16 protein-coding genes and 1 tRNA gene are annotated in these 18,915 nt (G+C 58.1%); 8 read left to right on the forward strand and 9 right to left on the reverse strand.

Going from position 1 to position 18,915, the window contains the following annotated elements; translation table 11 throughout:
* Positions 1 to 80: 80 nt before the first annotated feature.
* Together gltB and KORLAC_RS16455 are read right to left on the reverse strand one after the other, a co-directional pair.
* Positions 81 to 4,589, reverse strand: coding sequence for a glutamate synthase large subunit (gene gltB / locus KORLAC_RS16450; protein WP_068308565.1), 4,509 nt, complete (start codon positions 4,587 to 4,589; stop codon positions 81 to 83).
* Positions 4,590 to 4,607: 18 nt separating this feature from the next.
* Positions 4,608 to 6,035 (reverse strand): NAD(P)-dependent oxidoreductase, encoded by a 1,428-nt coding sequence (locus tag KORLAC_RS16455; RefSeq protein ID WP_068308567.1) that lies wholly within the window; start codon positions 6,033 to 6,035, stop codon positions 4,608 to 4,610.
* A 377-nt stretch (positions 6,036 to 6,412) separates the two neighbouring features.
* Here KORLAC_RS16455 and KORLAC_RS16460 point away from each other — a divergent pair, with 377 nt between their 5' ends.
* Positions 6,413 to 7,243 (forward strand): undecaprenyl-diphosphate phosphatase, encoded by an 831-nt coding sequence (locus KORLAC_RS16460; RefSeq protein WP_068308568.1) that lies wholly within the window; start codon positions 6,413 to 6,415, stop codon positions 7,241 to 7,243.
* Here KORLAC_RS16460 and KORLAC_RS16465 read toward each other — a convergent pair.
* Positions 7,240 to 7,890 (reverse strand): glutathione S-transferase family protein, encoded by a 651-nt coding sequence (locus tag KORLAC_RS16465; protein WP_068308569.1) that lies wholly within the window; start codon positions 7,888 to 7,890, stop codon positions 7,240 to 7,242. The two genes, KORLAC_RS16460 and KORLAC_RS16465, sit on opposite strands and share 4 nt — an antisense overlap.
* Before the next feature lie 87 nt (positions 7,891 to 7,977).
* Between KORLAC_RS16465 and KORLAC_RS16470 the strand changes: the two genes are divergently transcribed.
* Complete coding sequence (locus KORLAC_RS16470; protein ID WP_068308570.1) at positions 7,978 to 8,427, forward strand: MarR family winged helix-turn-helix transcriptional regulator; 450 nt, start codon at positions 7,978 to 7,980, stop codon at positions 8,425 to 8,427.
* Here the strand turns inward: KORLAC_RS16470 and KORLAC_RS16475 are convergent.
* Positions 8,424 to 9,380 (reverse strand): complex I NDUFA9 subunit family protein, encoded by a 957-nt coding sequence (locus tag KORLAC_RS16475; RefSeq protein ID WP_068308572.1) that lies wholly within the window; start codon positions 9,378 to 9,380, stop codon positions 8,424 to 8,426. The two genes, KORLAC_RS16470 and KORLAC_RS16475, sit on opposite strands and share 4 nt — an antisense overlap.
* Positions 9,381 to 9,594: 214 nt before the next feature.
* Between KORLAC_RS16475 and KORLAC_RS16480 the strand changes: the two genes are divergently transcribed.
* Positions 9,595 to 9,681: transfer RNA gene (locus KORLAC_RS16480), tRNA-Leu, on the forward strand.
* A 547-nt stretch (positions 9,682 to 10,228) separates the two neighbouring features.
* Here KORLAC_RS16480 and KORLAC_RS16485 read toward each other — a convergent pair.
* The 3 genes from KORLAC_RS16485 to KORLAC_RS16495 form a co-directional block, all read right to left on the reverse strand.
* Positions 10,229 to 11,086, reverse strand: a complete 858-nt coding sequence (locus KORLAC_RS16485) for an FkbM family methyltransferase (RefSeq protein WP_068308574.1) — start codon at positions 11,084 to 11,086, stop codon at positions 10,229 to 10,231.
* A 343-nt stretch (positions 11,087 to 11,429) separates the two neighbouring features.
* A complete protein-coding gene (locus KORLAC_RS16490) occupies positions 11,430 to 11,921 on the reverse strand; it encodes a hypothetical protein (RefSeq protein ID WP_139167393.1) in 492 nt (163 codons plus the stop codon).
* Between the two features lie 257 nt (positions 11,922 to 12,178).
* On the reverse strand, positions 12,179 to 12,649 hold the full coding sequence (locus tag KORLAC_RS16495) for a hypothetical protein (protein WP_068308579.1): 471 nt from the start codon (positions 12,647 to 12,649) through the stop codon (positions 12,179 to 12,181).
* A gap of 174 nt (positions 12,650 to 12,823) precedes the next feature.
* Here KORLAC_RS16495 and KORLAC_RS16500 point away from each other — a divergent pair, with 174 nt between their 5' ends.
* On the forward strand, positions 12,824 to 13,948 hold the full coding sequence (locus KORLAC_RS16500; RefSeq protein ID WP_068308581.1) for a THUMP domain-containing class I SAM-dependent RNA methyltransferase: 1,125 nt from the start codon (positions 12,824 to 12,826) through the stop codon (positions 13,946 to 13,948).
* Here KORLAC_RS16500 and KORLAC_RS16505 read toward each other — a convergent pair.
* A complete protein-coding gene (locus KORLAC_RS16505) occupies positions 13,945 to 14,913 on the reverse strand; it encodes an oxidoreductase (RefSeq protein ID WP_068308583.1) in 969 nt (322 codons plus the stop codon). The genes KORLAC_RS16500 and KORLAC_RS16505 overlap by 4 nt on opposite strands.
* A gap of 89 nt (positions 14,914 to 15,002) precedes the next feature.
* Positions 15,003 to 15,794 carry a thioesterase family protein gene (locus tag KORLAC_RS16510; protein ID WP_068308585.1) on the reverse strand — a complete coding sequence of 264 codons (792 nt, stop codon included), beginning with the start codon at positions 15,792 to 15,794 and terminating at the stop codon, positions 15,003 to 15,005.
* 253 nt (positions 15,795 to 16,047) lie between these two features.
* Here KORLAC_RS16510 and KORLAC_RS16515 point away from each other — a divergent pair, with 253 nt between their 5' ends.
* The 4 genes from KORLAC_RS16515 to lptB all read left to right on the forward strand — a co-directional run bounded on the left by KORLAC_RS16515 (position 16,048) and on the right by lptB (position 18,910).
* Complete coding sequence (locus KORLAC_RS16515; protein ID WP_068308586.1) at positions 16,048 to 16,659, forward strand: ribonuclease D; 612 nt, start codon at positions 16,048 to 16,050, stop codon at positions 16,657 to 16,659.
* 18 nt (positions 16,660 to 16,677) lie between these two features.
* Positions 16,678 to 17,406 carry a hypothetical protein gene (locus tag KORLAC_RS16520; protein ID WP_068308587.1) on the forward strand — a complete coding sequence of 243 codons (729 nt, stop codon included), beginning with the start codon at positions 16,678 to 16,680 and terminating at the stop codon, positions 17,404 to 17,406.
* Complete coding sequence (locus tag KORLAC_RS16525; RefSeq protein ID WP_068308589.1) at positions 17,403 to 17,930, forward strand: LptA/OstA family protein; 528 nt, start codon at positions 17,403 to 17,405, stop codon at positions 17,928 to 17,930. Before KORLAC_RS16520 ends, KORLAC_RS16525 begins: the two co-directional genes overlap by 4 nt.
* 194 nt (positions 17,931 to 18,124) lie before the next feature.
* A complete protein-coding gene (gene lptB, locus KORLAC_RS16530; RefSeq protein WP_068308590.1) occupies positions 18,125 to 18,910 on the forward strand; it encodes an LPS export ABC transporter ATP-binding protein in 786 nt (261 codons plus the stop codon).
* Positions 18,911 to 18,915 lie beyond the last annotated feature (5 nt).

The raw sequence follows: 18,915 nt of genomic DNA on the forward strand, positions 1-18,915 counted from the left end.
GGAAGCGGTTGCTCCCCCGGGGGTAAGATGGTCGAAAATTGAGGCTGTTGTTTGACAGGCGCTCTTGTCTGGTCGCCTGATCAAGCAGTCAGGGCTTCCTCAGCTGGCGCGTCGCTCACCGGATGCTCGATGCGGTTCACCATTTCCTTGGGCACAACCTGCCAGAAAGAACCGCGCTTGGCTTCCCAGTTCGACAGCACCGTCGCACCCCAACGGGAGTGGGTTTCCGCCACATGCTCTTCAATCAATGCCTTGAGGACGGCTTCCCAGTGTGCGGAAGACAAGCGGTTATAAAGCACCGTTTCCTCGTTCACATGCTCTTCGAACTTGCCTTCTTCGTCGAGAACGAAGGCCATGCCGCCGGTCATGCCCGCGCCGAAGTTGTCGCCAACGCCGCACAGGATCACCGCCGTACCGCCGGTCATATACTCGCAGCCGTTGGCGCCGCAGCCTTCAACCACGACCGTCGCGCCCGAGTTCCTGACCGCGAAGCGCTCACCGGCCTGGCCCGCCGCAAACAGCTTGCCTGCGGTGGCGCCATACAGCACCGTGTTGCCGATGATGGTATTGTCGTTCGAATTGAACGACGCCCGGTTCGACGGCCGCACCACAATGGTACCGCCAGAAAGGCCCTTGCCGACATAATCGTTAGCGTCGCCTGCTACTTCAAGCTTCAGGCCCTGCACCGCAAAGGCGCCGAGCGACTGGCCGGCAGACCCGCGCAGGCGCACGGTCACATGATCAGGCTTGAGGCCGGTCATACCGAAGGTGCGCGTGATCTCGGATGAGAAGCGCGTGCCGATACCCCGGAGCGTATTCTGCACCGAATAGGTCAGCTGCATCTTTTCGCCTTTGCTGAACACAGCCTTGGCGTCTTCGAGCATCTGGGCATCCAGCGTGTCCGGCACTTCGTTGCGGCCCTCCAGCGTGCACACAGCACGCCTGTTGCGGCCACCCACCTGCACCAGAAGTGGGTTCAGGTCCAGGTCATCCAGATGGTCGGCACCGCGGCTGACCTGATGCAACAGGTCCGTGCGGCCGATGATGTCATCCAACCTCTCCACGCCCAGTTCGGCCAGGATTTCACGGACTTCCTCGGCAATAAAGCTGAAGAGGTTCACCACCTTGTCGGCCGTGCCATCGAACTTCTTCCGAAGGTCTTCGTCCTGCGTACAGATGCCCACCGGACAGGTGTTCGAGTGGCACTGGCGCACCATGATGCAGCCCATGGCCACGAGGCTTGCCGTGCCCACGCCGTATTCCTCGGCCCCGAGCAATGCGGCGATCACGACATCGCGACCCGTGCGGATACCGCCGTCTGTGCGGAGCTGCACCCGGTGGCGGAGACCATTGAGCGTCAGCACCTGGTTCACTTCAGCGAGACCGATTTCCCACGGTGTACCGGCGTATTTGATACTGGTCTGCGGGCTTGCACCCGTGCCGCCCGAATGGCCGGACACCAGGATCACGTCAGCGTGCGCCTTGGCAACACCAGCGGCAATCGTGCCGATACCGGCCGAGGACACCAGCTTGACGCACACACGCGCCCGCGGGTTGATCTGCTTCAGGTCGTAGATCAGCTGTGCCAGATCCTCGATTGAATAGATATCATGGTGTGGCGGCGGGGAAATCAGCGTCACACCCGGCGTGGAGTGCCGAAGTTTCGCAATCATTTCCGTCACCTTGAAGCCCGGCAGCTGGCCGCCTTCACCCGGCTTGGCGCCCTGGGCCACCTTGATTTCAAGTTCCTCGCACGCGTTCAGATATTCCGCCGTCACCCCGAAGCGGCCGGAAGCCACCTGTTTGATCGGGCTGTTGGCGTTATCACCGTTCTCGTAGGGCTTGTAGCGCTTGCTGTCTTCGCCGCCCTCACCCGACACCGATTTGGCGCCGATGCGGTTCATGGCGATGGCCAGCGTTTCGTGTGCTTCTTTCGACAAGGCCCCCAGGCTCATGCCCGGCGTGATGAAACGCTTCCTGATCTGGGTGATCGACTCGACTTCATCCAGCGGCAGCGGCTCATCGGCGCGGCGGAAATCCATCAGGTCACGCAGGTTCACCGGCGGCAGGTTATGAAGGCCGCGCGAATAGGTCAGATATTTGGCATAATTGTCCTGGCTGACCGCAGTTTGCAGCAGGTGGATCAGCTGGCCGTCATGGGCATGCACTTCGCCGCCGCGGCGGTAGCGGTAGATGCCGCCGATAGGCAGGCTTGCGCCTTCCTCGTCAAACGCCTTGGCGTGCTGCTCCAGCACCTTGTGCTGGATACCCGCGAGACCGATACCGGAGATTTTCGTCGGCATGCCGGGGAAAAACTCCGCCACCAGCGACCGCGACAGGCCAAGCGCTTCAAAGTTGTTCCCGCCCCGATAGCTTGAAATCACAGAGATGCCCATCTTGGACATGATCTTCAACAATCCCTGGTCGATGGCTTCGGACGCACGCCAGATGGCTTCATTGAGGTCCATGTCGCCAAACAGGCCCTTGGCGTGCCGGTCCGCGATTGCGTCTTGCGCCAGGTAAGCGTTCACAGTGGTCGCGCCCGCGCCAATCAGCACGGCAAAATAGTGTGGGTCCAAGCATTCGGCAGAGCGAACGTTCAGGCTGGTGAAGGTACGCAGGCCTTCGTTGATAAGGTGCGTATGCAGGCCGCCCGCCGCGAGGATCATCGGCACAGGTGCGCGGTCGGCGCTGATATTCTCGTCTGTCAGGAACAGGTGGCCGCGGCCTTCGCGCACGGCGTCTTCGGCTTCACGCCGGATACGGTCCAGCGCTTCCCTGAGCGCGCCGTCGCCGCCTTTGGCGTCAAAGGTACAGTCAATCACCTGGGCTTCGTCACCGAAGTGGCTGATCAGCGTATTCCATTCCCGGTTCGAGATTACCGGGCTGTCGAGCACGATGGCACCAGCCTGCGTGTGACCGGCGTCCAGCACGTTGTTGAAGTTGCCGAAGCGTGTCTTCAGTGTCATCACCCGGTGTTCGCGCAAGCTGTCGATCGGCGGGTTGGTGACCTGGCTGAAATTCTGCCGGAAATAATGGCTGAGGTTACGGTATTTCGAGGACAGCACCGCAAGCGGCGTATCGTCACCCATGGAGCCAATGGCTTCCTTGGCCGTCATCACCTGCGGCTGCAGGATCAGTTCCATATCCTCGTGACTGAGGCCGGATACGATCTGACGGCGGCGCAGGTCATCCCCCGTGAACTCGGGCTCTTCCGGGCCACGGAAGCCTGGCAGTTCGTCAATCTTCTGGATGTCTTCGACCCAGTCTTCGAACGGCTGGCTGGCGGCCAGCTTGTCCTTGATTTCACGGTCGTGATAGAAGCGGCCTTCCTTGAGGTCGAGCGCGATCATCTGGCCCGGGCCAAGGCGGCCCTTCTCCAGCACGTCTTCCTCGTCCACAACCACCATCCCAGTCTCGGACCCCACAATCAGATAGCCGTCGTTGGTGACGGTAAAGCGCATGGGCCTGAGGCCGTTCCGGTCCAGCCCCGCGATAACCCAGCGGCCATCGGTGGCTGCAAGGGCAGCCGGCCCGTCCCATGGTTCCATCACAGAGTTGGTATAGGCATACATGGCGCGGTGGGCGTCCGGCATGGATTGCTTGTTGGTCCAGGCTTCGGGCACCAGAAGGGTTTTCACCATCGGGGCATCGCGGCCCGCACGCACCATCACTTCAAACACGGCGTCGAGTGCTGCACTGTCGGACGCGCCCTTGGGCACAACCGGCTTGATGTCTTCGGAATGCTCACCGAAGGCGATGGAGGCCATACGGATCTGGTGGCTGCGCATCCAGTTCACGTTGCCGCGGATGGTGTTGATCTCACCATTGTGCGCCAGCATGCGGAACGGCTGTGCCAGCCACCACTGCGGGAAGGTGTTGGTGGAATAACGCTGGTGATAGAGCGCGAAGGACGACACGAATTTCTCGTCCAAGAGGTCCGGATAGAAAGTGGACAGCTGCTCGGCCAGGAACAGGCCCTTGTAGATCACAGACCGGCACGACAGCGAACAGATATAGAAGTCAGCGACCTGCGACTTGATCACGGCAGCTTCGATTCGGCGGCGGCAGATATACAGCTCGCGCTCGAAATCCTCTTCGCTCGCGCCCTTGGTGTTCTCGATCATGATCTGTTCGATCTCGGGGCGCGTGGCCTCGGCCTTTTCGCCGATCACATCGATATCAACCGGCACCTGGCGCCAGCCATAGATGGTGTAGCCCAGGGCCAGAATCTCTTTTTCCACGATTGTGCGGCAGGTTTCCTGGGCCGGCAGGTCAACGCGCGGCAGGAAGACCATGCCCACGGCCAGCTTGCCTTCGGATGGCGTGTGGCCGGTGGCGCGCACATGTTCCTTGAAGAATTCCTGCGGGATTTCCACATGGATGCCCGCGCCGTCGCCGGTTTTGCCGTCTGCGTCCACCGCGCCCCGGTGCCAGATGGCCTTCAGGGCTTCGATGCCGCGCAGTACCACTTCGCGCTTCGGCTTGCCGTCCAGCGCCGCGATCAGGCCCACACCGCAGGAGGAATGCTCATCGACCGGGTCATAAAGACCGATTGGGCCAGGGACGTGCTCGTTAAACTGTTGCATTGATAAAACTCCCTCGACCTACGCTACTTGGCGCACTTTTTCTTTAAGATACTGTTTGATGCTCTCGGCGGCGTCGCGGCCGTCGCGGATCGCCCACACAACAAGCGATGCCCCGCGCACGATGTCGCCAGCGGCGAAAACGCCGTCCAGGTTGGTCATCATCGACTTGTGATCCACCGTCACCGTGCCCCAGCGGGTTACGCGCAGCTCGGGCGCACCGAACATGGCGGGCAGGTCTTCGGGCTCAAACCCGAGCGCCAGGATGCCCAGATCACAGTCCAGCGTGTAGCTTGAATTGGGCACAGGCTCAGGCGCCTGACGGCCCGTGGCATCGGGGGCGCCCAGGCGCATCTCGTAAACGCGCACGCCTTCGACAACCTCGTCGCCAGTAAAGGCTTCAGGGCCCGCGAGCCAGACAAATTCAACGCCTTCTTCCTCGGCGTTCTGCACTTCACGGACGGAGCCGGGCATGTTTTCCCGGTCGCGCCTGTACACACATTTCACCGACTTGGCGCCCTGACGCACGGCGGTGCGCACACAGTCCATCGCGGTGTCGCCACCACCGATCACAACCACATTCTTGCCCTTGGCATCCAGGGTGCCGTCGTTAAATTCCGGCACATCGTCGCCCATGCCCACCTTGTTGGAGGCGGTCAGATAATCCAGCGCTTCGCGGATGTTGCCAAGGCCGACGCCCGGCACCTTGAGGCCGCGCGCGCGGTACACGCCGGTCGCGATCAGAAGCGCGTCATGCTTTTCACGGAGCTCATTCAGGCCCGCCTCATCGCCGACCTCAAAATCCAGATGGAAAGTGATGCCGGATTGCTCCAGCCGACCCGTGCGGCGCTCCACCACATCCTTTTCAAGCTTGAAGCCCGGGATGCCGTAAATCAGCAGGCCGCCGGCGCGGTCGTGGCGGTCATAGATATGGACCTGGAAACCGGCTTTCCTGAGTTCTTCGGCGGCCGCGAGGCCCGCCGGGCCCGCACCAATGATGCCAACGCTTTCCTTCAGTTCCACACGCGGGGTGATGGGCTTGATCCAGCCCTGGTCCCAGGCGTTGTCGGTGATGAATTTCTCGACACTGCCGATGGTGACGCTCTCGAAATCCTTCTCGATCACACAGTTGCCTTCACACAGGCGGTCCTGCGGGCAGATGCGGCCACAGATTTCCGGCATGTTGTTGGTGGATGCCGCCATTTCATAGGCGTCCTCCAGGCGGCCCTCAGCCGTCAGGCGCAGCCAGTCCGGGATATTGTTCCCCAGCGGGCAGTGAATATGACAGAAAGGCACACCGCATTGGCTGCAGCGGCTGGCCTGCTCCTTGGCGCCTTCAATATTGTAGCGCGCGTAAACCTCATCAAAATCGCCAACGCGGTCTTCAGCTTTGCGCTTTTCCGGCATTTTCTGGTCGATCGAAATGAATTTCAAAAGATCGTCGGCCATGGATCACCCTTCTTCTGGTCACGGTTTATTTCGAATCTTCAGACACTTGGGGACAAAGAAAGGCTTCGGCGGTCCTTCAATCAGGGTCGTCGGCAGAGCCTTCGGGTTGTCACGTAATAATAGTGTCTGCGAATCTGCTTGCGCGCATTATATGTTCAAAAATCTCAAATTTCACGTAAAAAATTCATAATAGGACAAATAAGCTGACCTATTATTCCTAAATATACCAAATATAATGATTCTTTTCCAGCCCTTAGGGTGATTATTAGTACCATAATGGTATCATATAGTGTCTCGCATCCCGATTGGGGCGCTGATATAAGGAATCAGCATCAAGACCGGCGCGCGTATGACCGGCCTGAGGGAGGACGTTACCCGTGACCGCATTGCATCTTTTCGTTCTGGCGATTGTTCAGGGCATCACCGAATTTCTGCCCATCAGCTCGAGCGGTCATCTGATCCTTGTGCCTGCCCTCACCGGCTGGCCGGACCAGGGGCTTGCGATGGATGGTGCCGTGCATGTGGGCACACTTGTCGCCGTGCTTCTTTATTTCCGGGAAGATACCAAAGGTCTGTTCCTGGCCGCCCTTGGCGCCGTCGGCATTGCCCCGGCCCGCCGCGCGGTGGCGGACACCATATATGCGAAGCTGTTCTGGGCGCTCGTGATCGCCACCATCCCGGCAGTGATTTTCGGCTTTACGGTGAAGGTATCGGGCCTCGCGGACCTGATGCGCGGCGCGGCTGTGATCGCCACCACCTCAATCGTCTTTGGCCTGCTGCTGTGGGTTGCCGACAAGAAGGGCGCAACCGAGAAGGCGCTGGACCGCATGGCGGTAAAGCCCGCGCTGATCATCGGTTTCGCGCAGGTCCTGTCGCTGATTCCCGGCACCAGCCGTGCGGGCATCACCATGACGGCGGCGCGCTACCTGGGCTTTGGCCGCCAGGAAGCCGCGCGCTTCTCCATGCTGCTGTCGATCCCCACCATCATCGGGGCCGGTGTGCTGCTCGGCAAGGACGTGGCCGAAAGCGGCGACCCGGTTATCTGGATCGACGCCGCCATCGGCGCGGGCCTGTCGTGCCTGGCCGCCCTCGCCGCCATCCATTTCCTGATGAAATGGCTCGAGCGCGCCAACATGACCATTTTTGTGGTCTACCGGGTGCTTCTGGGCATTGGCCTTTTCGCGCTTATCGGCACAGGCGCTATCTAAGCCGCAGCCTTTAGCAGAAACGAGTTCCGGCGGCAGAGGAACGCCCGCAGGTCGTCGGTATATGTTGCAGCAACCGCGCGCTGAACCGATGGGCGCGCCGCCAGCCGCTGCCGCCAGGCCGCCAGCGCCTCCAACCCCGCCAGAAGGCCATGATCAAGGAGCTGGTCGAACAGGTCGAAATACCGGAAAACCGGCGCATATACTGCGTCCAGCAAACTAAACGCTGCGGCAGTCGGCCACCCGGCTTCCGCCGCTGCCTGCTCCAGCTTTTCAAACTCCCGCCTCAGGTCAACCCGCGCGCCTTCATATACCGCCGCATCACGGGCACTGTATAGTCGCCCGATGGCATTCAGCAGGGAGCCCGCAAAGGCCACCCAGGCCCGCATATGGGCGCGCGCCGCCGGGTCTGCCGGATACAGGGCTGGCTCAACCGTGTCTTCCAGATATTCCAGAATCGCGACGGATTCGAACAGGACCGCGTCACCATCCTTCAAAAGCGGCACCTTGCCGTGCGGGGACAGGGCCAGAAACCAGTCCGGCTTGTTCGCGAGATCGATATTTATGCGCTCAAACCTTCGCGCTTTTTCATCAAGCACGATAGAAACACGTTGAGCATAAGGACACAGGGCATAACTGATAAGCTTCATGGGTTTTCTCCTTCGCTGCGTATATACATGCAATTGCATATATTATCAATATTGATGCAAATGCATGTATCTGCTAGAAACCAGGGCATGTTCAAAGAACCCAGCAAACAGGCGCAAAAGGCCTGGATATCCATGATGCGCGCCAGCCGAAGCCTGCTGGCTGACATTGACCAGCAGCTGAAGCGGCAGGGGCTGCCGCCCCTGGAGTGGTATGACATTCTTTGGGAGCTTGAGCGCGCGGGCGCAGACACCCTTCGGCCACAGGACCTGGAACAGCGCACCCTTTTGGCCCAGTATCAGATGTCCCGCGTGCTGGGGCGCATGGAAGCCGCCGGGCTGATAACCCTGGCCAAAATGGAACAGGACAAACGCGGCCGCACCGTTACCATCACGGCCGAAGGGAGCCGTGTCCGTGCCACCATGTGGGAATGCTACGGCACCTTCCTGCGCACCCGGTTCGACGGCGCGTTGGAGCCGGCACAGTTATCAAGCCTGAGCGACCTCATGGCACAATTGCGGCCGGATGATCGGCCCTAGGACGCCTTGAACTGTCCCTTGGGCCGATATTGTTGGCTGTAACGCGGCAACACACCCGCGATGCCTGTCGGCTTGATGCCGAAGGCCTCGAACCCCAGGGCACCTTCCGACACGACATTGTCTGACCGCAGAAGCGTCACCTGATCGCGCGTCAGCGGCGGGTTGGGGAGCATCTGCAGGAAGGTGGCCTGCAGCATGGCTAGGCCCCACGGCACACGGATGATCGGCCGACGGGTACCGATCCGGTCCATCATGTCTTCGAGAAGCGCGCGCAGGCTCATCACCCGCGGGCCGCCAAGCTCGAACGTCTTGCCTTCAAAGGCCCGATCTCCAGAAGTCAGGCCGCCATGGCTCGCCATCACGGCGGCCTTGGCCACATCATCCACATAGACGGGCTGGAACTTTGTATCCGCGCCGGGAATGGGCAGGACGGGCAACAGTTTCACCAGCTTGGCGAAGCGGTTGTAGAAGCCGTCCTCAGGGCCGATGACCACGCTGGGGCGCAGTATCGTCGCCGTCGGGAAAGCCGCCAAAACCGCGTCTTCGCCCATGGCCTTGGTGCGGGCATAGCGGCTGTCGGACGCGTGCGTGGCCCCCAGCGCCGACATATGCACCATGTTTTTCACGCCTTCTTCTGCCGCCACGCGCGCCACCAGCCCCGCGCCTTCCGCCTGCAGGGCCTCGAATGTCTGGCCGCCGCTGTTGAACAATATGCCCACCAGGTTGATCACGGCGTCCGCGCCGCGGACCGCGCGCCTCACCGATGGCTCATTCTTCAGATTCGCGGCCATCAGCTTTATCTGGCCCAGGTCACCCAGCGGTTTGAGGAACAGGGCCTCGTTGGGGCGGCGCACGGCCACCCGCACCTGCGCGCCTTCGCGCGCCAGCTGTTCCACGATATATCTGCCGATAAATCCAGACCCACCAAAGACAGTGACAAGCCGTTCTTTCATTGTCTAAGCCCCTTCTTCCAAAAGAAAAATCGTCCCGACCGGACCAGTGTATACCGAGCGCGGGTCTGCTGCAATTGGCCCGGCGTTCCCTTCTGTACGCAGCCACCGGGGTATCCGGATGGAGGCCCCTTCAAAATTTGTGATTTTTTTGAAACTGGATGCTTGACAGCACCCCCCCGGGCGCGCTACATCCCGCCGACCAATTGATACCCGTGCCCAGATGGCGGAATTGGTAGACGCGCTAGCTTCAGGTGCTAGTGTCCGTATGGACGTGGAGGTTCGAGTCCTCTTCTGGGCACCATAAATCCCCTAAAATTCAAATACTTATCGACCACTTGGTGGGCGAATGGTGGGATTTGTTTTTCTCCGAACTGAGACTCGCACCACAAAAAAAGAAACCGCCGAGCTCCGAAGCCAGAGGCCAGAGGTTCGAATCCTCTCGGGTACGCCACACTGGAACCACAAAGACGATCACGCTGTTGCACGGTAACGCGGACAAGGGTTTCCAGTAACGATGATTGATCATCGCGTGCGCTTTGGGGAAGCAACCAGCACCACAAAATAAGTCTACGCCTAGCAGGGTCGGTCGGGTCACTAGATAGGCGGTATATAGCGGGTGCCTTGCTTTCGATTTTCCATTGATCCACTCCTCCATTAAAATTCGGGTTCAGGATCAAAAAATCGATTGACCAATGTTGGCGCCCGAAGCGGCCAATGCAGGTCTAAATTGCGCCTAGGGATAAACACGGCACAAAGGGGGGGGGGCGAATTCTTTTAGAACCGAACAAGAAAGGAAAATCAATAACTTACGGCTGCCCCTAAATTAACCACTTTTGAAACTAGCGTCTTTAAATTTCCCGTCCTAAAACACAGACTTTCTCAGCAGCCTTTACTCTGCATTGAGCTTTTTTCAGGTCTCTAATGAAAAGCGTGTTTGCTGGCTCAAGATTAAATGAGTGTTCAGATATTTTTCTGGAAATAGGATCATAATAATATTGATCAAATCCATGTTGATTGAGCATCTCTAAAATTTCAGGGCAAATTGTCTCAACTTGAATTGCAACAAGCTTATTGTTGCGAAGTGTTTTTTTTGAGCCCCTTAATACTGCCAGCTCATATCCCTCTACATCAAGCTTAATAAAAATTGGTACTTCGTGGGCTAAAACCTCGTCCAAGGTTTTTTGCTTAACTTTAACCTTTGCGCCTTTTCCATTTACCCGATTGACCGCACCCAAACCTTTCGTAAATGAAACCTCATCATTACTACTGCCAAGCGCGAAGTTATGAAACCTCACCAAGCTTCCTAACCCATTAGCACGCACGTTTTTTTGCAGATAAATTGCTGCTTCAGTGCCAGGATCAAATGAATATGTTTTGGCGCCACACACACCAGACGCAAGAATTGTAAAACTCCCAACATTTGATCCAATGTCCACAAAAAGATCGCCTGGCCGTAGAAAATGAAGCAAAAATGACATGTCTGGAAACTCTAGGAGCCCAACATAAATGTTTCCAGTTGCACCCGTCATGCCCCTTTTCACAACAACGGTTAAATCATTAATCCAGGTTTCTCGCAGTTCCGACTTAAATCGTGACCGCACCTGCCAAGATATAAAGCGGGACCAACTTTTTAAAACTTTGTCTTTAGTAAGGGGATGGGATGCGAATAATGATTGTAATCTAATGAGGGGTTCTAAGAATTTCACGACCGACGTCCCTATTGAAACCATTTTTTGTATGATAAGCTTAAAGATACAACTTTTTAAAGCATACTTGTATCTATCAATTCGGGTAATATTAGAGGTTGCTTTGGTCTATTATAAAACCCCTCCCCTTATTCTCAACAAAACAGACTGAAGCGCTGGTGGAGATTAGAAGGAAAAGTTATTGTTTCCGCATATGGGGCTTGTTTGATTTTAATTTGTTTATTTTTCCTATAATAATATGGGATCATTCAAGAAATTCGGTAATCTGTTCAGTAATATCTTGAAGCCCGTCTATATGAAGGCCTTGCGTTAAAGCATTTCCATCAACTTGCTCAAGCCGACTTTAAATTGTCAGCACAACGTGAGAGAATACGGCACCCATCAGGCCCATATCACGACGCACGGATGAAGTGGAAACCCCTTGCAAACGAAGGTCGCGCCAGGCGGCGATATCCGCCGGCATCAGATCATCCAGCCGGATATCTGCAATGTCGTAGGTTTTCAGTTTCGCAAGGCGGATTCGCTCCCACCGTTCGCCTTTCTTGCTTGGCGTGATCTCTCTGGCGTATTTATCAAAGGCGTCGCCGACCGTTTTCCATGTGCCCATCTGGCCGGGCCGATAAGACTTCAAGGCGATCTCTTTTCGGTTCGCCCATTCCTTTGCTTCCGTTTTGGAGGGAAAGGTTGCCGTATAACGCTGGCTCTTGTAACTTACTTCCACGCGCCACGTTTTTCCGCGCTTACTAAATGATGCCGTCGCTTTGCCTTTTTGGTGGGAATTTGGTGGGGCAAAGGTAGAGAAATATCGATAATTGAGCAATATTTGATAATCCAAGCTCGGAAGAAATTCTAATTAATCAAGCAATATCAAAAGTTTGATATTTAATGATAGAAATCGAGAATTGAGGTCAAGTGCTTCTTCTGGGCACCATCAAAACCCGCCTTAACCGTTTTCGGTCAGGCGGGTTTTTGCTTTTTGGGCCAACGGCCGCTCTCGACCTCAGTGCCTTCAGGATCCAGCGCCGCATCAGATAGCTGGTTCATTTCATGGAAGCACCAGGAAAGCTTTCCACGTCGCCTTTGGGGCCCAGTTTATGATTTTGGCAGCGGCCCGGGCTTGATTTCACATGTTATTTTCTTGCTGGTTTTTTGAAGAAAGAAACGGACAACTACCCCGTTGTTCAGCGATACCGTCGTTCCCCCGCAGATCTTTTCAAAGTTGGTCGGCCCCGGGTGTGGTTCGATGAAGAATTCGAATGAGTTCGAAGGATCGGGATTGTATCTTGGATAGCAGGATGCCGGTATCTGGTACTTGTTGTAGGTACCCTGATCAAGCAGTTCATTGGTAACCTGCACGATCTTGGTGGAATCCGGGTCGTCACCATCCCTGCATGTCAGCCAGATGTTATCTCCCGAAAGCCCGGGAATCGAACCAATTTCCGAACGAAGCGCCACATAAGCGGTCCAATTTTCCTCAGACTGAGAAGCCGCCCCTGCCCCAGAAACAAGACTGGCCGTCGCACCCAATGCGGCAGCGGCCGCCCCGATATATTTGATGTTCACATGAACCTCCTAAGAATAGAATATAACCATTGGTAGTATCGAGAATTGACCTTATCCATTGTGAGTGCCCAAATATAGCTGAGGCGGTATTCATCTAACTATTATTGGTTGTATTTTCGAAGCCACCGCTCCACAACCGTCGACGGATCGGCCAAAACAGGCTACTGATGCGCCATGAACACAAATGATGACTTAGAGATTTTCCTGGTGACCGTGCCGGGGCTGGAACCAGCCCTGCTGGCGGAAGCAACAGAGCGCGGCTTTGATGGGGCCGAGGCCACAACAGGCGGCGTGACCGTGCGCGGTGGCTGGCCGGAGGTTTGGCGCGCAAACCTGGAACTGCGCGGGGCCTCGAAGGTACTGGTGCGGCTGGTCGAGTTTCGCGTGATGCACCTGGCCAAGCTGGACAAGCTGGCGCGCAAATTCCCCTGGGGCGAAACGCTGCGCCGGGATGTGCCGGTACGCGTGGAAGTGACCTGCAAGAAATCGCGCATCTATCACCATAAAGCGGCGGCCGAGCGGATCGAGAAAGCCATCACGGAAGAGTTCGGCGGCACGATTTCCCCGGACGCTGAGGTCTGCATCAAGGCGCGCATCTTTGACGATATGTGCACCATCAGCGTCGATACCTCAGGCGAAAGCCTGCACAAACGCGGCCATAAGGAAGCGGTGAACAAGGCGCCCATGCGGGAAAACCTGGCGGCGCTACTGCTGCGCGAATGCGGCTTTAAGGGCACGGAGCCGGTTGTGGACCCCATGTGCGGGTCCGGCACCTTTGTGATTGAGGCGGCCGAGATGGCGCTGGGCCTGAACCCCGGGCGGTCACGCACGTTTGCGTTCGAGCAATTGGTGGGGTTCGACAAGGCGGCCTGGCGCAAGATGACCAAACTGAAACCCAACCCGCAAACAGACGTGCGCTTCCATGGTTTTGACCGCGACAAAGGCGCCGTGGCCATGTGCGACGCCAACGCCGAGCGCGCGGGGGTCAAGCATATCACCCATTTTGACCAGCTGACCATCAGCCGCCTCAAGGCGCCCGAAGGACCGGCGGGCCTGGTGATCATCAACCCGCCCTACGGCGTTCGCATTGGTGAATTGAACAAGCTGCGGTCGCTCTATCAGTCGCTCGGGAACACTTTGAAGGCCGAGTTTGCCGGATGGCGCGTCGGGCTGGTGACCAACTCGGACGAGCTGGCGCGGACGACGGGCCTCAAGTTCCGTAAAGCCAAAACGCGCTTTTCCCATGGCGGTATTCCGGTGACGCTGTACCAGACCGCACCGCTGGCGAGCGGCGGCTAAACAGCCGCCAGCATCTCCTCACTCAGCGCCCACAGTTTGTCGGCGTTTGCTTCATCGCACGCCCATTCGCGGACATGTTCCCAGCGCTGGCTGGTCTCGTCACCAAGCTTGGCAATATCGCAGTCTTCACAGTAAAGGCCACCCATGCCCTCAAGCTTTGGGGAGGTCGCGGCCCACACGGCGGTCGATGCCCCCTCAGCAGGCGTCTTGAACATGGCCTTCACGCGCTCAGGCACTGTGCCGTCTGCGTTCTTCCAGCCCAGGGCGACCATTTCTTCTTCCGGCAGGTAACGCTGAAGCGGCGTGAAAATGCCGCCCGGATGCACTGAAAAGGCCCGGATGCCGTTTGCCGCCTCGCGCCGGTCAAGCGCGTTGGCGAACAGGGCGTCGGCTGTTTTGGATTGGCCGTAGGCTGTCCATTTCTGATAGTCCGTGCGCTCAAAATGAATGTCGTCCCAGAGAACATCTGTGATGATGTGGGCCGTGGACGACAGGGCAATCACCCGCGCGCCACCCGCGCGCCGGAGCGCCGGCAAAAGCCCCACTGTGAGCGCCATATGCCCCAGGTAGTTGACGCCGAACTGGGCTTCCCAGCCCGGCCCCACGCGGGTTTCGGGGCAGGCCATGATGCCCGCATTGTTGATCAGGATATCAAGCGGCTTGCCGCTCGCCTCATAGTCACCTGCGAAAGCGCGGACCGAGGCGATATCCGCCAGGTCCATCGCCGCCACGGTGACGTCAGGAATGCCCGCAAGCGCCTCAGCCGCCACCTCCACGCGCCGGGCCGGAACGGTGATGCTGGCGCCTGCTGCCACCAGAGCCCGCACCATCTCAAGCCCGATGCCACTATAGCCACCGGTGACAATGATGTTCTTGCCCTTGAGATCGATGCCCTCAAGCACCTCCGATGCCGTTGATTTTGCGTGAAACCCCGATCCGATCGGTTTCTGGTCTGCGGCTGCCATATGCTGTCCCCTCATGAATATGTTCCTTCATGAGGTAAGGGGACGGGGCCCGAAGGCAAGGCCGCTACTCTATTCGTGAAATCCGGGCCTTATTCAAAATAGGTCATGCACTGGCGTGACAGCGCGACCAGATCACCGCTTTCGGTGAATATCTGGCCGGATTGCTGGCAATAGCCGCCAGCCGCGGCCTCCAGGCTATAGTCCAGATAGAACCAGTCGCTGTTCACTTCATGCGCGGGCACGACAAACTCAAGCGACCAGCTGAGCGAGCTGGCCATGATCCGCCGGTCATAATGCGCCATCATGAGCGGCGGCGGGATATCCGCCACCGCGATGATTTTCTCAACCGGAAAGGCGCTCATGTCCGACTTGTGGCGCACCCACTTGCCAAGCCGGCGGGCGCCGGTATTCGATGTGGGGATGCCGTCGCCTGTCCAGTGAATGTCGAAATTCTGAAGGAAAGACGGCAGCGGCGTGCGTGAAGGGTCCATCGGGGGGACGCTGTCGCGCGGTTCCGGCCGGAAGGCTGCAGCCGGGGCGACCGCTTTGGTGTCGCGCGCGCTGCCGAACGCCGCCGATGCCTGAAGACACACCGCGTCACCGGCCAGAACCCGCGCCGTCGCCTGGCTGACATTCTTGCCTTCGCGCAACAGTTCTGACCGGACAGTCACCGCTTCTGCCGGGATCGGCCCAACGAAGGACACCATCAGCGACCGCATGGGCTTTTCCTCTGGCAGGACCTGACGCATGCCCGTGGCCGCCATGGCGGCACCAAGCCCACCGAAGGCCGCGCGTCCCTGCATCCACAAAGGCGTCACCTGGGTCATCGCTTCTGGCCCATCAATGTCGGCCAGAATTTCTGCCATTGTTCTGTCTGTCATCTGTCTCAGCCTCAAAAAAACATTGCACGCTCCGCAATACACGCATCGCAAACAGGAAGGTAAGGCACTTGGGCGCCAGAACAAGCGTTCAATGATGCATGGCGCCTATGTCCAATTGTATTCAAGCCTTTCCGGCATATAGTTCTTTTTTCTGCCACAAGGCTCTTTATAATAGCCATTCGTCATGACAAAAGGTGGCAGTAGGGTGCCTTAAGGGGCCCACAGACTGTTTACATCTATTTCAGGAGCACATATGGCCATTCACTTTTACGAGGGCGACCTGCCGGACGGGCTGGATTTTGGACCATCCGTAGCCATCGACAGCGAAACCATGGGGCTCCTGCCGCACCGGGACAGGCTGTGTGTGGTGCAGCTTTCAAGCGGCGACGGCGACGCCCATCTGGTGCGCTTCAAAAAGGGCGCCTATGACGCGCCGAACCTGAAGAAACTGCTCGCAGACCCGAAAGTTCTGAAGATTTTCCATTTCGCCCGCTTTGATGTCGCGGTGATGAAGCAGTATCTGGGCGTCGACACGGCGCCGATCTACTGCACCAAGATCGCCTCCAAGCTGGTGCGCACCTATACCGACCGCCACGGCCTGAAGGACCTGTGCCGCGAACTGGTTGGCGTTGAGCTGGACAAGCAGCAGCAATCAAGCGACTGGGGCGCCGATGACATCAGTGATGCGCAGAAAAATTATGCCGCATCCGACGTGCTGTATCTGCACAAGATGAAAGACAAGCTGGACATGATGCTGGCCCGCGAAGGGCGCACGGCGCTGGCGCAAGCCGCTTTCGACTTCCTGCCGACCCGCGCCGAGCTGGACCTGGCAGGGTTCGAGCCGATGGATATTTTCTCCCACTAATGGATAGGGACAAGTTTCGTGACCAAGGCTGATCGCGACCATTATACAAGCCCAGGGTTGGCCCGCGAGGAAGCCATGGCCGCCTTGTCGCCTGTCATGGCGACCCCTTCCAGCCCCTTTTGGGACAGCTTTATCCATGCCATGCGCGTGGTGCTGCCTTTGGTCGCCATCATCCTGGGCGGGATAACCCTGCTGTGGCCCATCCTGAACGAAACGGAAGTCAGCTTCACCCTGTCGAAAGATGAAGTGGCCAAATCGGACGGCGTGATTCGGATGACCAACCTGAGCTATGCCGGCACGGACGGGCTGGACCGGCTGTTCCGGGTACAGGCGGCCTCCGGCCTTCAGGAAAACCCGAGCGCGCCGCGCATCCGCCTGACAGACATCCGCGCCGAAATGGAACTCGACCCCGGCATGCCGGCAACCGTTGAGGCCCGCACCGGCATCTACCGCATGAAAGAAGGGACGCTGTCGCTTGTGGGCGGCGTTCATGTCAACACATCGAACGGCTACCGGCTGGATATGGCTGGCGCCGAAGTGGACCTGAAAGCCCACACAGCCACAGGACAGGGGTCCATCAACGGCGTGTCCGACCTGGGCACGCTTGAAGCAGGCCGCATGGAAATCCTGGTGGATGAACGCGAAGGCCTGTTTGATGGCGGCGTGAAGCTGTCCATCACGCCCCGCCGCCCAAAAGGCAATGACACAAAAGACAACCCAGCCGCTAACCGTGAGGCAAAATCATGATTTCCAAGACCCTGAAGACCGTGGCCGTATCGGCAATGCTGCTGGCCGCACCGGGCGCGATGGCGCAGTCCGTGCTCAAAAATCATGATACCTATCAGCCGCTGGATATCTCCGCCGAACGGCTGGAGATGAAACAGCGGGAAGGCCGGGCAATCTTTCAGGGGTCCGTCAATGTCAAGCAAGGGGGCATGACCCTGACATCAGACACACTGACGGTGTTCTATGAGACCGAAAGCGGCATCAAGAACCCCAGCATCGACCGGCTGGATGCCCAGGGCCATGTGACCCTCACGTCCTCGTCCGAGAGCCTGGCAGGCGACTGGGCCGTCTATGATGTGGACCGGCGGCTGGTGACCATTGGCGGCAATGTGGTGTTCACCCAGGGTGAAAACAGCCTGCGCGGCGAACGGCTTGAATTTGATCTGGTTTCCGGGCTGGCGAAACTGGATGGTGAAGCCAGCAATGAGGGCCGGGTACGCGGCACCTTCAATGTTCCCACCAAGAAAGATGGCGACAAGAATTAGGGGCGCGGCCACAGACCTTGGACCAAGTTTAACAGCCTGCCATTTTAGGAAATTTCCTGCCTAATGGGCTGGCGTAAACATCTTATTCATGATTTATTGACAATGCTTATGCATAAAATGAGCCAACAGCAAGTTTGGCTTATTGCTAAGCGTGGGGGATGGCCCGGGGCCCGGGTCACATCGAGAGGCAGTATATGAGTGTAGACACAGACATCAAGCCAGGCGGCGCCCCCGCCCACGGCCTGACCGGCGGGACCGATGAGGGTCTTATTATCGACGGTATCGGCAAGTCCTATAGCGGCCGGCCGATCCTGCGCGATGTGTCATTGTCTGTGCACCGCGGCGAAGTTGTCGGCCTTCTGGGCCCCAACGGCGCGGGCAAAACCACCTGCTTCTATTCCATCACCGGATTGATCGCGCCAGACCATGGCCGCGTCATGCTGGACGGCAATGACATCACCCACCTGCCCATGTACCGCCGCGCCCGTTTGGGCATCGGCTACCTGCCGCAGGAAACATCCATTTTCCGCGGCATGACGGTCGAGGACAATATCCGCGCCGTGCTGGAGGTGGTCGAAACTGACCGCAAGCTTCGCGACGCGATGCTCGACAAGCTCCTTGAGGAATTCTCGATCACGCACCTGAGGAACACGCCCGCGCTCGCGCTTTCAGGCGGTGAACGCCGGCGCTGCGAAATCGCCCGGGCGCTTGCCGCCCGCCCAAGCTTTGTGCTCCTCGATGAACCGTTCGCCGGCATTGACCCGATCGCCATCGCCGACATTCGCGACCTGACGGCCCACCTGAAGGACCGCGGCATCGGCGTGCTGATCACGGACCATAACGTGCGCGAGACTCTTGATATCATCGACCGTGCCTACATCATCTATGACGGGCACGTTCTGTTTGAAGGTAACGCCGAAGCTGTCCTCAAGGACCCGGATGTCCGCCGGGTATACCTTGGCGAAAGCTTCAGCCTGTAGGAGGT

This window comes from Kordiimonas lacus, assembly GCF_001550055.1.
GTDB classification, from domain to species: Bacteria; Pseudomonadota; Alphaproteobacteria; order Sphingomonadales; family Kordiimonadaceae; genus Kordiimonas; species Kordiimonas lacus.